This is a genomic window from uncultured Nostoc sp. (assembly GCF_964245445.1).
GTDB lineage: Bacteria > Cyanobacteriota > Cyanobacteriia > Cyanobacteriales > Nostocaceae > Nostoc.
The window spans coordinates 13,075-28,226 of record NZ_CAXTNE010000055.1 but is presented as its reverse complement, the minus strand read 5'-3'; the positions used below and the strand labels follow the sequence as shown (position 1 = coordinate 28,226).

The following is a 15,152-nucleotide window of genomic DNA, read 5'->3' as shown; positions in this document are numbered from 1 at the left end:
GCTTTCGTTCAGAACACAAGGGCTTTCGTTCAGAACACGAGGGCTTTCGTTCAGAACACAAGTCTTTTTTGAGCCTTTGAGGGAATGAAACAGCTTTGCTTTTTAAGAGGGGTTGGAAGGATTAAAAGTCTGTAGAGCCACTCTAAAGCATCAGAACTTAACTAATCCGGTAAAAAATCTTCATCTAAACACTCATCCGCAGTAAAGGGATCTACCCTAAAAGTATCAAGGGATAAACCAGTTTCATCACTGGCTTGCTTTCTTGCATCTTGATAACAATCAGTAAAAACTTCCTGAAAATATGGTTTTAAACTAGGACTATCCTTAAAAGTCCTTGTCAACCTGCGGCGATGTTCTCTAATAGTTGCTTTCCAACTATTAGAGCGTTTCTCTGGCTGGTATTTATATTTGAGTAAATGCATTAATAGAACAACTAAATTACTCTCAAGCGCGTGTTTTTCACTTCTCCCCATGCATTCAATCTCTTCGATAAGATTTTCTAAATCAACCTCAGAAAATCTGCCTTCTTTTAATTGTTTAGCAGTTGTCTCTATCCACAAATAAAAATCTTGGTCGTAAAGACGAGAGTTTGTAAAAACCGTTGGTTGAGATGCTGTCATCTGATTTTTTAACCTCCCAAAATCCAACCAGTAAACTTAATTTAATCCCGCTCTTCCTATGCCCGTAGTATATCTAAATAGATTGCTTTTAGGCGTATCCCAAGTGAAATTTGAGACTTCGCAAGTAGCAGGATAACTATATAATAACAATTTTTTACCTTACCAAAAGTTTAGCTTGAGTTTTTGCAGCAGCGATGTCTGCGACCATTGAGTTTCAGACTTTAACACAATCTAATCCTGCGATTCCTTTCCGAATGTTAGATTATTCTGTGAGGTTAAAGCGTCAATACAAATGTCCAGTTGTGCAGGTAGTAATATTTTTGCAGGAGACGGATGATGAAATTGCTTTTACTGAAGAATATCTGGATGATACAACTCTACACCGCTATCGTGTAGTACAGATGTGGGAGCAGAATTCGGATTTATTCCTCAATAATGTAAATTTATTGCCCCTAGCAACTCTGAGTCGCACAGATTCTCCGCAAGCTTTATTATCTCAGGTTGCTGAAAAAGTAGCTAAAGTTTTAGATAGAGAGACAAAACAGAATATTGCCGGGTATACGGAAATCTTAGCTGGTTTGCGGTTTGACAAAACTTTGATTCGTCAGATGTTAAGTGAGGATATTATGCAAGAGTCGGTTATTTATCAGGATATTTTACGGAAGGGACAAGAACAGGGAAAACAACAAGAAGCTTTTTCTTTGTGTATGTCTCTGTTGGAAGAACGTTTTGGTGAGATTGATGATTCAATTTCTCAAAAAGTTCAAGCTTTAAACATTGAACAGTTAGAGGCTTTATGTCGCGCACTTTTCAGAATCTCTGAGGTAGATAATTTAGTTGCTTGGTTGGATGAACAACAAAATATTTGAAGTTAAGTTTATTTTCAAATTGACAAAAGGAAATTGCTCGACGCTAGACATTGTTTTGATTTTTGGTTGCTTGCAAAACTTCTAGCATTGTATTTGCGGCTTCAAAGGCATCATAAGGAGACGAAACAGGATAAGATTGTCCAGGTTTTATTAGTTCAGTCTCTTGTTGGGCTAACTCTGATATTAAAACCTGCACAATATAAAGTTTATCAGCGCGGTTAACCCCTTGCAGTGTATTAAGTAATTCGGCTGAAACCATCTTTAATTACCAATTGTCATTTATGCTCACACATCCATCATCGCTTAAAATTTGAAATTGTTTTAAAGGCGATACTTGCTACTTAGCCAATTCCAAAGCTATCAATAATATAATAGCTACCTGTATCACTTATAACACCCATGAGTAATAGATTTTGTGACCTATAATTTTAAATATCCCAACTAAATATCCCAACTGTTGATATTCGCAAGCATTAAAAATCATGTTAGATGAAACTACTATCGAGCAACGCTTGGTAAATCTTGAACGTACAGTTACCGAACTCAAACGTCTGCTGATAGCATCTCCCACCCCTAGCAATTGGTTGGAAAAAGTGACTGGTTCCATTTCTGATGAGCAAACTTTCCTTGAAGTTTTGGAATATGGAAAATCTTTACGTTACGCTGATAAACCCGCAGACGAAATGAGTGAGTAAGTGTGAAATACCTTTTTGACACCGACCACATCAGTTTTATACAACGCAGTTCCAGTCAAGAATACGCAAATATAGCTGCTAAAATTGCTAAACACTCACCCGGAGATTTTGCATTTTCTATTGTTAGCTTTCACGAGCAGGTACTTGGTGCAAATGCTTTTATAAATCGCGCCCAAATATCGGCTGATACAATTTGAGGGTACGCCATATTACTAGAGATTTTGCAAGGCTTTTCCGTTGCTCCAGTTCTAGCATTTGACGCAGCATCCGCCACAATTTTTGACACACTAAGAGCAAAACGGGTTCGTATTGCTACAATAGATTTACGAATTGCATCAATAGCCCTTTCCCGGAATTTGGTATTATTGACCCGGAACAGTCGTGATTTTAGCCAAGTACCAGGCTTGGTTACAGAAGATTGGACAGTATAAATAAATTACCAATTGGAAATTAAAATTCTCAGTTTTGGCTAGGTAATACTTGCTACTTACCCAATTCCAAAGCTATCAATATAATAGCTACCTGTATCACCTATCACCCCCATGAGTGCCGAATATTCCGAAGACCGCCTGGTGCAACAAACTACCGCTAACTTCTTTGAACAAACCCTGAAATGGCACTCAGTTTACGCATACAAAAAGGAAACTTTCGGCACTAACGGCACACTAGGACGCAAAGACAAACGGGAAGTTGTTCTCACACGCTATCTGCGCCAAGCACTAGAGAAATTTAACCCTGGTCATCCACAGCAAGTATACGATGATGCGACCCTTGCATTCACCACATCCAATATTTCAGACCAATTAATCACTATCAACCAGAAAAAATACCAACTCATCCGTGAAGGTATTTTAGAGAAACCTTATAAAAACCCAGAGGGTGAAACCATTAATCCCCGCCTGAAAGTGATTGACTTTCAAAACCCGGATAATAATCATTTCCTGATTGTGCGGGAGTTGTCTATTAAAGGTTCTCTCTATTCCAGACGACCTGATATCATCGGTTTTGTTAATGGTATTCCTTTACTATTTATTGAACTTAAAGCCACCCACTGCAACGTCAGAGTCGCTTACGAAAAAAACTACACCGACTATAAAGACACTATCCCCGAAATTTTCCATCACAACGCCATAGTCATGTTGAGTAATGGCATAGAGGGGAAAGTCGGTAGCATCACCAGCCGTTACAGCCACTTCCAAGAATGGAAACGTTTAGAAGAAAAGGAACTCGGCAAAGTTGACTACCAAACAATGTTAATGGGGATGTGCCGCAAAGACAACTTCCTCGACATCATCGAAAACTTTATCCTCTTTGATGACAGTAGCGGTAAAACAATCAAAATTCTGACTCGTAATCACCAGTTTCTTGGTGTTAACCGCGCATTTACCGCCATTCAACAACGGCAAGTCCGAGAAGGTAAACTTGGTGTTTTCTGGCATACTCAAGGTAGCGGGAAATCTTACTCAATGGCATTTCTCACCCGCAAAGTCCACCGCCAATTACCAGGTAATTTTACCTTTGTCATCGTCACAGACCGCCAAGAACTAGATAATCAAATCGTGCAAACCTTTGCTGGCGTTGGTGCTATCAAAGAAAATAACACCCAAGCCGCCAGTGGTGAACAATTAGCTGAATTACTCAAAGACAACCATCGCTACGTTTTCACACTTATTCACAAATTCAACAAACCCGGTGAGATTTACTCCCACCGTCCCGATATTATCGTCATCTCCGACGAAGCGCACCGCACCCAATACGGTAAACTCGCGGAAAATATGCGCCAAGCTTTACCCAATGCATCTTTCATCGGCTTTACTGGTACACCCTTGATGGAGTCGGAAGAAGACCAACTCACCCGTCGAGTTTTCGGCGGCTACGTTTCCACCTACGACTTCCAACGCGCTGTAGAAGATGGTGCAACTGTACCCCTCTACTACGACAATCGAGGCGAAGAATTATATTATGACGACAAAGGTACTCAACGCCAGGTTGCAGCTGAGGAAGAACTAAATCAACGCCTCGCCACCGCCATCGAACAATTTGACCTCGACGCTGAACAAGAAGAAGCCGTCCGTCGTCGCTTGGGGGGAGAATATCTCATCCTCACCGCCGAAAAACGTTTAGACCGAATCGCCGAAGACTTAGTAGCTCACTATACCCAACGTTGGCAAACAGGAAAAGCCATGCTTGTTTGTCTAGATAAGATTACCGCCGTGCGAATGCACGGACTTATTGATAAATACTGGAAACAAGCAATACAAGCACAAAAACAATTAGTTAAACAAGCTGCTGATGAACAAGAGGAAGTGGAACACCAGCAACATTTGCAATGGTTGCAATCAATGGAATATTTAGTTGTAATCAGCGAAGCCCAAAACGAAGTTAAAACTTTCAAAGATTGGGGTTTAGATATAATTCCCCATCGCCAAATTATCAAAAGTCGCAATCTAGAGGAAGAATTTAAGAACGAAAAACACCCTTTCCGCCTTGCGATTGTCTGCGCGATGTGGTTAACAGGCTTTGATGTCCCCAGCCTTGCCACATTATATATAGATAAACCTTTGCAAGGACATACTCTCATGCAAGCGATCGCTCGTGCAAACCGCGTCTACGAAGCGAAAAATAACGGCTTATTAATTGATTACAACGGTATTTTAACAAGTCTCCGTGCTGCCCTTGCCAGATACTCGCGTGCAGAAGTCGGAAGCGAAGATGAAAGTATAACACCTTACAACGACCTGAATCAATTACAAGAAGATTATGCGATCGCACTTCAAAATTGTATTGACCACATCGCCAATCTGGGGTTTGAATTGCAAGAACTGGTGGAAACAGCAGGATTTGATAAAATTACTGCTTTAGCAAGTGCAGTTAATGCAGTTTGTACTAACGATGAATCTCGCGCCCGCTTTGAAGTATTAGCCAGGGAAGTCTTCAAAAAGAAACAGGCGCTAATTACTGAACCGAAATTAACCACACCCTACCAAGGAAAATATAACGCCATTGAGCAAATTTACAAACATTTGCACAAACAACACAAAATCTCTTTAGATATCAACGCCGTTCTCCGTTCCTTACAAGGTGTTGTTAGCGAGTTCATCAACGTTGATACTTCCCGTCTTCCAGGTGCAGAGTCAGGCAAAAATTACAATATTAGCAATATAGACTTTGAATTATTAAAAGCAGAATTTGCTAATTCCCAGACTAAAAATACCTCAGTCCAAACCCTCAAAGAAGCCGTCGAACGCCAACTCCAGCGAATGGTACAACAAAACCCATCTCGCATTGACTACTACACGCGCTATCAACAAGTTATCCAAAACTATAACCGTGAAACTGACCGAGTAGCGATTGAGCAAACATTTGAGGAACTTCTGAAACTTGTTAAAGACTTATCTGAAGAAGACACCCGTGCTGTGCGCGAAGGTTTAAGCGAAGAACACCTTGCCGTTTTCGACTTGCTTTGCTCATCTAAAAATAATTTGGATACCAGAATTAGAAACCGCGTCAAACAAGTTGCTCAGTCGCTAATTGAAGCCGTGAAATCACAATTACAGCAACTAGAAAACTGGCGGGATAAGGAATCTACAAGAGCCACAATTAAGAGTTTTATTTATGATTACTTATATAACGAAGACACAGGTTTACCTGTAGATGCCTACGATGATAGCGATGTAGACAACCTGAGTAATATAGTATTTCTTCATATTTATCAGCAGTATAAAAGTGCTAATAAGCATCCTTATGCAGCGTAATAGTATTTAATATTATTCACTAAAGCGTTTGAGATTTTGGTGTAAGACTTCGTGAATGCGTTGACGTAGCCCAACCTAGTACAGATCGGCGGAAATAAACCTACCATTTCATTACAGCCAGAAAGCCCAAAATTAAGGCAGGCGTAACTTTTGACTTTTGACTTTTGACTTTTGACTTTTGACTTTTGACTTTTGACTTCCGCCTTGCGGTATTAGCCATCGCTCCAAAAAGGAATTCTAGTCTGCCTTCGCTACGTTGACATTATCGCTATAGTCTCTGTAAATAAAAAGCTATTGTATACAATCGACTTTTACGAGCTATATCTTGCTCATTTTTTCTTTTCCCGCTAGATGTGATTAATATCATCAGAACTTCAAGTATTAAACATACGCCAAACTCATTCATCTATGTAAAAATCTGCTGTAAATTTAAAACAAAACCAGGGAGAACATCTTCACCCGATAAACTTGTGGGAGATTGTAAAACCTCTGGTGCAAGATTTGGGCGAGAAATTATTACTTGTTTATCTTTAGGATTAATTAACCAACCTAGTTGTAAGCCATTTGCTAAGTATTCTGCCATTTTGGCTTTAGTATCTTCCACATCATCAGTTTCGGAAACTAATTCCACTGCAAAATCAGGACACAAAGGGATAAATTTCTTTCTTTGTTCTGGGGTAAGAGTATCCCATCTTTCTATCCTTACCCAAGAAGCATCAGGTGAACGAGTTGCCCCATTTGGCAGTTTAAATCCAGTAGAAGAATCAAAAGCTTTTCCGAGCTTATTTTGTCTGTTCCAAACTCCTAAATCAAGATACAGTTCAAAATTACGGTTTCCCGTTTCTCCCCCAGTGGGTGACATGATAATTAATTCCCCTTCAGCAGTTAACTCTAGCCGTAATTCTTTATTCACAGCTACAATTTGTGCAAATTCCTCATCAGTAAATTGCAGATTAGGAGGTAATTGTAAGGTTACAGTCATAATTAATTGCGCTCCACAAAAATCCTAGTTGCATCAAACCCATGCGCTGCTAATAGGGAAGATTTAGCCTCTACCTCTACTTTAGGAATTCCCCCAACAAATGCGCCCTTTTCTCGCCAGTATTGGAACTGGCGCAGAGTGCAGCCTGTGATTTCAGCAGCATGCTTACTTCTACAGTGACTAATTATTTCTCACCGTGACAAATAATTAATCACTCTACAACAACAAATGGACGTAACTGGATTCGAACCAGTGACCTCTACGATGTCAACGTAGCGCTCTAACCAACTGAGCTATACGTCCTTAACTACACGATTATCAACAATAACACATACTTTCTTGATAAAGCAAGATAAAGGTGTAAATCCATCTTATAAGCGAAGTCCGATTCGAGTAGGGTGTATGATCAATAAGGTTATTCGGTTCTGGTGGGGAGCAGCTACCAGAGGTAACGGGGAAAGTTCGGTGCAAATCCGGCGCTGTCCCGCAACTGTAAACCAATTTGAGATGTAATCTAAAATCCCAAATTGAGTGAGTCAGGATGCCCGCCGAAATAGATTTATCAGTTCCACATATCTGCGAGGTACAGATGACTACTACTGTAAATATTTCCCCGACTAGTCCCTTGGGTGGTGCTGACCATACTTTATTTGTTTGCAAAACTTGTGCTAGCGTTTGGCAAGATGGAAAACGCTTAGGTGAAAGTGGCGGTGAAAAACTTCTATCTCAACTTCAGCAGCTTGCACAAGATTGGGACTTACGAGATGAATTCCCAATTAAGGAAGTTGAATGCATGAGTGCTTGTAATCGTTCCTGTGTAGTTGCTTTTGCTGCCAAGGGCAAATTAACATATTTATTTGGTGATTTAGCTGTTGATGGTAGTGCATCTGCGGTACTAGAATGTGCTAGTCAATACTATGCCAAAGTAAATGGTTTACTATCTTGGTCAGAGCGTCCAGAAGCGCTAAAAAAAGGCATTTTGGCAAAGATTCCACCTTTATCTTAATGATGCGCGTTTTGATTCTGGGTGGAACAGGAGATGCCGCAGAACTAGCTGCCAAAGTGGCGACTATCCAAGGTTTAGAAGCAATCACATCTTTAGCTGGGCGCACCCGTGAACCATCAGTACCGTTAGGCGATTTACGGGTTGGAGGCTTCGGTGGTGTGGCTGGATTGGCTAGCTATCTGCGAGTAATGCAAATCGACTTATTGATTGATGCAACCCATCCTTTTGCTACTCAGATTTCTTTCAATGCGGCGGATGCTGCAACCGAAGTAGGAGTACCCCGTCTGATGTTAATACGCCCGCCTTGGGAAAAAGAAAGTGGCGATCGCTGGATTGAAGTCGAAAGTGTTAAAGCCGCCGCCGCATTTCTGCAAAACCAGGCACAGCGAGTATTTTTAACAGTTGGAAGGCAAGAACTCGCCGCTTTTGCTCACTGCGAGAAAATTTGGTTTCTGATGCGGATGATTGATCCTCCTACCAATGATGCTTTACTACCATCGGGAGTGATATTGTGCGATCGCGGACCCTTTACCCTCAATAATGAAAGGCAAATCCTGATTCATAACAAGATTGATACCATAGTAAGTAAAAATAGCGGTGGCGATGCAACAAAGCCCAAGATTGTTGCAGCGCGAGAATTGGGCGTAAACGTTGTTATGGTAAATCGTCCACCCATACCGCCAGGGGAGCAGGTTACTGATGTTGACGGTGTTTTGGCATGGCTATTTAACAAGTTGCACGATTAGTGCAGCAAGGTGGAACTTAAAACTCAAAAGTCACGCATAATTGTATTCCAACAAAATTCAAAAAAGAAATCTTAGTATTGTTTAGCAGTGCTAAACTTTGCCCTTAGGAATTGACCCTTCAATTCCCTCAACATACCAATCCATCATCAGTTGTCTGTGATCATCCAAAACCTTACCTTTTGCCACTTGCACCACCCCTTTTTGATCTTTCACCGGGCCATCAAAAGGATGTGCAGTACCCTGAATAAACTCATCGCGCTTCGCATTTACCAGTTGTTGCACATCCTCTGGAATTTCCTGATTCATTGGGGAAATATCCACCATTCCTTGACCAATTCCATCCCAAACCTCTTGAGATTTCCAAGTATTATTCATTACAGCCAAGGCTTTATCTGTATAGAATTTGCCCCATTTATTAATAGTTGATGTTAGGTGGGCTTTTTGACCAAACTTACTCATATCAGTGTTATAGCCGAAAGCATAAATGTCTTTCTCCTGTGCCAATTGGACAACAGCACCAGAATCGGTATGCTGCGTCAGTACATCCGCACCTAAATTGACCAAAGCTTGAGCCGCTTCTCTTTCTTTAGCTGGATCGTACCAACTTTGTACCCAAAGTACCTTAACTTTTGCTTGGGGATTTGTTAGCCTTACTCCTTGAGTGAATGCACTGATTCCCCGAATTACTTCTGGAATTGGGTATGCGCCAATAAAACCAAGTACATTTGATTTTGTCATCTTGCCAGCAATCATGCCGGTTAAGTAACGCGGTTCTTCAAAGCGTCCCAGATAAGTGCCGACATTGGCAGCACGTTTGTATCCTCTACAGTGTTCAAAGACAACATCACTAAAGTCCTTGGCAACTTTAATTGTTGGGTTCATGTACCCGAAGGAAGTTGTAAAAATCAACTTATTACCATCTAATGCGAGTTGTCGAATCACTTTTTGGGCGTCAGCTGCTTCGTTGACATTTTCCACAAAAGTAGTTTTTACCTTATCTTGAAGATTGGCTTCCATGTCTCTGCGACCTAAATCATGGGCATAAGTCCAGCCAAAATCACCCACAGGGCCGGCATAAACAAATCCCACCTTCAGAGGTTCATTTACCGCCACAGGAGACGCTGAGGGAGATACCTCACCCTGCAATTTAGAATTTTTGCCTTGAATGCAACTAGTTAAGGTAAAGCTAGATCCTGCTAAAGTGACATACTTTAGAAAATTCCGACGATCCATATTTTATTAATAGGTTTACCTGTTAAAAATATTTTTATGATTGCTGGTAATGGCAGACACGGTTTAAATTAGCTATTTACTTAATTTTAACTTTCAGAAGGCGGTTTTGAAGTGATTGATGCTGGAATTACAATCTTTCTGAAGTTGCCCAAGGAAGTGAAAGCGCTTATTGGTGCTGCTGTATCTGAGGCTGGCGCAAGTTCATAGACCGGTGCAAACTATGGTTAAGAAAAAAGATTTAGAAAAAATTGGTTTGGAAGCACAGCCACTTAAGTTTGATGATTTTGTTGCCTGTTGCCATGAGAAATTAGAACTCAGAGATTGATACATGGGACAGTCTAAGCAAGATGCCAAGCAGCAGCCATGTCTCTTCAGTCCTTCGGGTTGGTTGAAACAGTCAAATTAGTGCCTAAAGAATTGTGGTTGGAGGCTATCAAGCTTTTTCTGACGGCGATACTCTTTGATGTGGGAAACTGAAACCAATCACCGATGGCGGTAGGAGAATATAAAGGCAGAGCTTCAGAAAGAGTTTCGACATTAATAAAATTGTGAATTTCTATCTCTTAAAATCAGGCAGTAACATTTTAAACGCCGTTTTCTCTTGAAGATGTCTGTTCGTTACATACATTAATTACATAGCGTAAGAAGCGTACTGCTTCAACAGCCCGGCTCACTTTGCTGCGATAAGAGGAACCATGCCGAATTTCACGGAGGTTAATTGCCTCTTGAATAAGTTGATGCCACTTTGGTGGAAGATGCACCAATGCATATCGACCAGCCTCCGTTTTGGAGAGGATTTCATGCTCTCTCAACGCGTAAAACAGACGCAGAACGCCAAGCACAGCCCACTGAATACCACTATCTGTTAATAAATATACTATTTTACTTGGCGCTCGTGTCCAACTCACCCAATAGCTGTTCAGATTTTCCTTCATCTTTCTTTGCAGCAGATTCCAATCGACTGTAAATGCAAGGTTTTCTGGTAGAAGTCCAATTAGACAAATGCCTCGATGTTTCAACACCCACCAAGTGACTTGGTTTATATCATGATATCCAGCAGAGTGGAGAGCGCTGTCATGATAGTAGGGATAAGGAGCAATTTCTTGTTGCGATCGCCCTACATCTTCAAGAAGCAAATAACTTCCTTCTAGTTTCCACTGTGGATAGCTCAGTTCTAGTTTTTTATGGACTGCTTTTAGTTTTTTTACCTCGGATGTTGTAGCCCGTCGTATGAGAATAGTAATAAAATCAATGTCACTCAAGTATGGGTTAAAGGCATTAAGCGCAATAGATCCATGAATATAGCAGCTTTCTATCAGACCCGGAAGTTCGATTTGTAATGATAACAAATAATCATTTAATACTGGACGAATACATTCTGGGATACGAGTATCCATACTCCACCTTGTAGATTTTTGTTATTCCAACTGAATACAGTCAGGGGCAGGGCGGCTGCATCATGTCAACAAGGCTATTTTATTCTCTATAGAGTCCACACTTTTTTCATTAATCCTTACTTATTGCGGAAGTATTAAGCGCTCATTTTGAGTCTTGGAAAGTAAATCAAACAGTAAATGCTGATTTGTTCAATTCTGAAGAAAGAGATTATTTTTGGCGATGCCTGCGGTGTTATCGTTGCCATCGCAGGCACAATCTTTTCCCCAATGCGATCGCACCTGTTTAACTAACGAGGCGTTGCACATTGCTTATCAAAACCATCTTGTGGAAAATCTAGGGTAGTTTTGAGATGATCTGTAGAAACCAGGTACAAATTGTGGAAGCTTTTTATTACGTGGCCTATAGTGATGTGAGGTTAAATCAAACAACAATAAAAAGATAGAGGGATAACAATGTTTAGTTATTCTAGCCCCGCAATCGCCACATATCTTAATATTGCATCTCCAATAGCGGCTTGTGTCAACGGCAGCAAAGTTGCGGTCATTAATACTGAGGGTGTATGGGAAGTAGAAGCTGATGGCAGGAAAAAACTAATTCCAAACTCTTATCAGGATGCTCGTGACTGTGCAGCTATTGATGGTAAAACCTATGTGCTAGCTGTTCCAACAGGATTAGTAAAAATAAAAACTGATGGAACTACCCAAAAAATAGTTGACAGTGCTGCTAACTCAAAAACAAGAGTTAAGTTTTTAAATGGCTTGATTATTCACCAGTCTGTAAATACTCTATCAATATACGATACCAGCCTCAACTTCAAAGCTAAACGTAACTTTGAAGTAACTGAGGTAATGGATTTTGAGTACAAAAACAAGTATCTCTACGTTAGTGGTTTTCAGCAACAAAAGCGGTCAGGCATTCCAGTACAAATTGCTTTTCTTTACCGAATGGGTTTTAATGGCACAAGTATATTTGGTTTGCCAAATTTGCAAGGAAAGAACCAAGGTAAGCTTTGGGGTTACAGTCCTGCCAGTCTTGTTGACAATATGGCAGATACCCGACTCAACAAATTACACATCTCTGGGGATAAACTCTACGTACTTGGTTCGGTCTATGGGGGTAATTCAATCTTTAGGTGGAATGGTAAAGACCTCTTAACACAAACTTTGATCACTACAGATAAATATACTAATGCTGCCCAAACTCGTGATGAGACAAAAGTTTACACAGGAGTTGTTGATTTAACCTCATTCTCTGTTGAACGTGGGCAACTTAGTCTTACAAGACTTCCTTCAACAGGAGGATTGGGAGACGGCAATAGCAATTTCCCTAAAACTATTTACTCAGATGGCACTGATATTTTTGTTGGTTCTAGTGCTGCTTACGCAATTCCCAATAGAGATAGCCAAACATTCTTAGGTAAACTGATTCCACCTTACCGAGGCGATGCAAGTTTTTTAGTTTTTCCGAATAATCTCAAGACTCGCAAAGCTTGGATAACGCCTGGTAATGGTGAAGTCTTGCTATTTAATAGTAAGTTTGCTGTGATCAAAACAGGTAATGTTAATGATTTGTCTACAAATTCCGGAATCCCCCAAAGCCTACCAACAAATACTTATTTTATTAAGTTTTAACAGACCGATGGCAACGAGAACACCGCAGGCATCGCTATAGAGAATTTTCACAAAGGGATATGCCATTTTTGGTAACAGGACGGGAAAACTCCCTACTCCTCATCTTCTAAATTCGCGTAAGCGGTGTATGTTGTCAGGCTTGATAGTTAGCAGCGTAGGTTCACTTTGAAATTATTTCCAATTGGGAACATTTGGAACACTCATAATTTCTTACTTCTTTATTCGACTTTAGATAAATAAGAAGTGGTTCACTTGGATTTTTTGTAAACCACTTCTTATTCGTCAAAAAAAAATTAGTTAGTAATTGCAAGATATTTAAAGCCAGCTTTTCGATAAAACTGTGATCGCAGGTTGATAAAGTTTGATTGGCTGACAAGAAAAAGTAAGTATTATAAAAAAAGACAGAGAGCAGCAAGAAACTGACCCAAAGACTCTCACCCAAAAAATAACTTGGCATCTTCGTCTCGAAAAGCAAAAAATCCTAGTTGCTCACCGAATTGTAGATTTTAAATTTTCGATTTTGGATTGAATAATTCAAAAACGTTCGATGGTTCCTGAGCCTTGTCGTACCCTAAAGGGGAAGCAAAGCATCCCGCAGAGACGGACTGAGCGATCACGCCGAAGTCCAAAATTTCAAAAGGTCTCAGAGGAAGCGAATTTAAACGTGAGACAAAATTTCGAGAAAGTCCCTTAAAGCTTGTTTGAAAAGTGTTTCGCTGTGACTTTAGGCATTTTTAGATTCCCTTTAACCTTCCGAGAGTTGGAAGCCGTCCCTCGGAATTTACGTGGATATACATAAAATAACAGTACGAAAAAGTCAACTTTTGACTAGGAACTTTGACAATATAATAAATTTTGTTAATTTTTAGTTTATATTGATTATTTTCAACCTGGCTTTGGGCAAAAAACCTTGTAAGCATCTAGATACTCAGGGAATTTGCACAGTGAAAGTTGGGGTGACATGAACAATAGAGCAAACCAAAGGGATGAAGAACATCATGTAATACAATATTTCTGTATCTTCAACCGAATGTTGATTTTCGTTGCAGAGATGTTTTTATTACGCAGCCTTTATGCTGGAAAGGTAATCCTGCGGTTGTTGCAAAATTTCCAGCGTATCAGACTTTCGTGGCTAAGGTTTAGACACTCACCTGTGAAAACGCAAGCTGTTCCTCTACCTGAGAATGAAGCAGAAAGGCTCAAAGTATTGGCGGGCTACAATATTTTGGATACCTTACCTGAAGAAGCATTTGATGACTTAACTGCTCTTGCTGCTTACATTTGTAAGACTCCAATAGCTTTAATTAGCTTAGTTGATGCCGATCGCCAATGGTTTAAATCTAAGGTTGGACTAAAAGCTAGGGAAACACCCAGAGAGTGCGCTTTTTGCTCCCATGCCATTCTTCAACCAGATGATATATTAGTGGTTCCCAACGCCATCAAGGACGATCGCTTTACTAACAATCCCCTAGTCAAAGGTAGTCCCAAAATTCGTTTTTATGCTGGTGTCCCTCTGATTACGCCCGATGGTCTTCCAATTGGGACGTTGTGTGTTATGGATACCATTCCTCATCACCCAAGTTACCAGCAGTTAGATGCACTGCGCCGCCTAAGTCGTCAGGCGATCGCTCAGATGGAACTTCTTCAGGAAGTTCGTAACCGCAAACAAGCAGAAATCGAAGGAAGACAGTTATCGCTAACCGATGAACTAACAGGTTTGCATAACCGACGTGGCTTCTTTCTGATGGCTGAACAACAGTTAAAAATTGCTCACCGGACGAGAGTGTTGTGCTGGGTTATTTTTATTGATTTAGATGGGCTAAAACAGATTAACGATACCCTTGGTCACGACATAGGAGATGCCTTGATTGTTGATGCTGCTCAATTACTCAAGCAAAGTTTTCGGAACTCGGATATTGTCGCCCGCTTGGGTGGAGATGAGTTTGTCGTTTTCATCTCCAGCTACTTTAAGGACGCTGACAGTATCCAAGCCTGTTTGCAAACAAATATCGCCAACTTTAATCAACAGCAAAACCGTAACTATGAACTTTCGATGAGTATCGGGATAGAGCGTTACTTAGCAGAAAGCAATATGTCACTAGAACAACTAATCGCCAAGTCTGACGAATTAATGTACGCTCATAAGCGTCTCAAGCAGCAATCTATTGGCTGAAGGGAACTCCTCTGTGGGGATTAGGTAGTTGACGTTCTCCTGCC

Annotated in this window: 13 protein-coding genes, 1 tRNA gene and 1 riboswitch; of the genes, 8 read left to right on the top strand and 6 right to left on the bottom strand. The window is 40.5% G+C overall.

Annotation, left to right across the window (positions count from 1 at the left end; genetic code table 11):
* Positions 1–161 precede the first annotated feature (161 nt).
* Entirely contained in the window at positions 162–620 is a 459-nt protein-coding gene (locus tag ACFE90_RS12355) for a DUF29 domain-containing protein (protein WP_375500846.1), read from the bottom strand.
* A gap of 194 nt (positions 621–814) precedes the next feature.
* Between ACFE90_RS12355 and ACFE90_RS12350 the strand changes: the two genes are divergently transcribed.
* Entirely contained in the window at positions 815–1,489 is a 675-nt protein-coding gene (locus ACFE90_RS12350) for an Rpn family recombination-promoting nuclease/putative transposase (protein WP_375500844.1), read from the top strand.
* A 43-nt stretch (positions 1,490–1,532) separates the two neighbouring features.
* Here the strand turns inward: ACFE90_RS12350 and ACFE90_RS12345 are convergent, their stop codons facing one another.
* Positions 1,533–1,748 (bottom strand): hypothetical protein, encoded by a 216-nt coding sequence (locus ACFE90_RS12345; RefSeq protein ID WP_375500842.1) that lies wholly within the window; start codon positions 1,746–1,748, stop codon positions 1,533–1,535.
* Between the two features lie 223 nt (positions 1,749–1,971).
* Between ACFE90_RS12345 and ACFE90_RS12340 the strand changes: the two genes are divergently transcribed.
* The 3 genes from ACFE90_RS12340 (at position 1,972) to ACFE90_RS12330 (ending at position 5,939) form a co-directional block, all read left to right on the top strand.
* Complete coding sequence (locus tag ACFE90_RS12340; protein ID WP_375500840.1) at positions 1,972–2,184, top strand: transferase hexapeptide repeat containing protein; 213 nt, start codon at positions 1,972–1,974, stop codon at positions 2,182–2,184.
* A 2-nt stretch (positions 2,185–2,186) separates the two neighbouring features.
* A complete protein-coding gene (locus ACFE90_RS12335; protein ID WP_375500838.1) occupies positions 2,187–2,381 on the top strand; it encodes a hypothetical protein in 195 nt (64 codons plus the stop codon).
* Between the two features lie 345 nt (positions 2,382–2,726).
* Complete coding sequence (locus tag ACFE90_RS12330) at positions 2,727–5,939, top strand: type I restriction endonuclease subunit R (protein ID WP_375500836.1); 3,213 nt, start codon at positions 2,727–2,729, stop codon at positions 5,937–5,939.
* A 406-nt stretch (positions 5,940–6,345) separates the two neighbouring features.
* Here ACFE90_RS12330 and ACFE90_RS12325 read toward each other — a convergent pair whose 3' ends face one another.
* Both ACFE90_RS12325 and ACFE90_RS12320 read right to left on the bottom strand, forming a co-directional pair.
* Complete coding sequence (locus tag ACFE90_RS12325; RefSeq protein ID WP_375500858.1) at positions 6,346–6,924, bottom strand: Uma2 family endonuclease; 579 nt, start codon at positions 6,922–6,924, stop codon at positions 6,346–6,348.
* 226 nt (positions 6,925–7,150) lie between these two features.
* Positions 7,151–7,224 (bottom strand) — tRNA-Val (locus ACFE90_RS12320).
* A gap of 100 nt (positions 7,225–7,324) precedes the next feature.
* A riboswitch (cobalamin riboswitch) is annotated at positions 7,325–7,489 on the top strand.
* A gap of 21 nt (positions 7,490–7,510) precedes the next feature.
* Between ACFE90_RS12320 and ACFE90_RS12315 the strand changes: the two genes are divergently transcribed.
* Positions 7,511–7,927 carry a DUF1636 domain-containing protein gene (locus ACFE90_RS12315; protein WP_375500856.1) on the top strand — a complete coding sequence of 139 codons (417 nt, stop codon included), beginning with the start codon at positions 7,511–7,513 and terminating at the stop codon, positions 7,925–7,927.
* 2 nt (positions 7,928–7,929) lie between these two features.
* Positions 7,930–8,673: a cobalt-precorrin-6A reductase gene (locus ACFE90_RS12310; protein ID WP_375500854.1), complete on the top strand. Its 744-nt coding sequence runs from the start codon at positions 7,930–7,932 to the stop codon at positions 8,671–8,673.
* Between the two features lie 90 nt (positions 8,674–8,763).
* Here the strand turns inward: ACFE90_RS12310 and ACFE90_RS12305 are convergent, their stop codons facing one another.
* Positions 8,764–9,906 carry a BMP family ABC transporter substrate-binding protein gene (locus ACFE90_RS12305; RefSeq protein WP_375500834.1) on the bottom strand — a complete coding sequence of 381 codons (1,143 nt, stop codon included), beginning with the start codon at positions 9,904–9,906 and terminating at the stop codon, positions 8,764–8,766.
* Positions 9,907–10,490: 584 nt separating this feature from the next.
* Positions 10,491–11,303 carry an aminoglycoside adenylyltransferase domain-containing protein gene (locus ACFE90_RS12300; protein WP_375500832.1) on the bottom strand — a complete coding sequence of 271 codons (813 nt, stop codon included), beginning with the start codon at positions 11,301–11,303 and terminating at the stop codon, positions 10,491–10,493.
* Between the two features lie 453 nt (positions 11,304–11,756).
* On the opposite strand from ACFE90_RS12300, the gene ACFE90_RS12295 reads away from it, so the two are divergent.
* Complete coding sequence (locus ACFE90_RS12295) at positions 11,757–12,935, top strand: hypothetical protein (protein WP_375500830.1); 1,179 nt, start codon at positions 11,757–11,759, stop codon at positions 12,933–12,935.
* A gap of 961 nt (positions 12,936–13,896) precedes the next feature.
* On the top strand, positions 13,897–15,108 hold the full coding sequence (locus ACFE90_RS12290) for a diguanylate cyclase domain-containing protein (protein ID WP_375500828.1): 1,212 nt from the start codon (positions 13,897–13,899) through the stop codon (positions 15,106–15,108).
* Positions 15,109–15,152 lie beyond the last annotated feature (44 nt).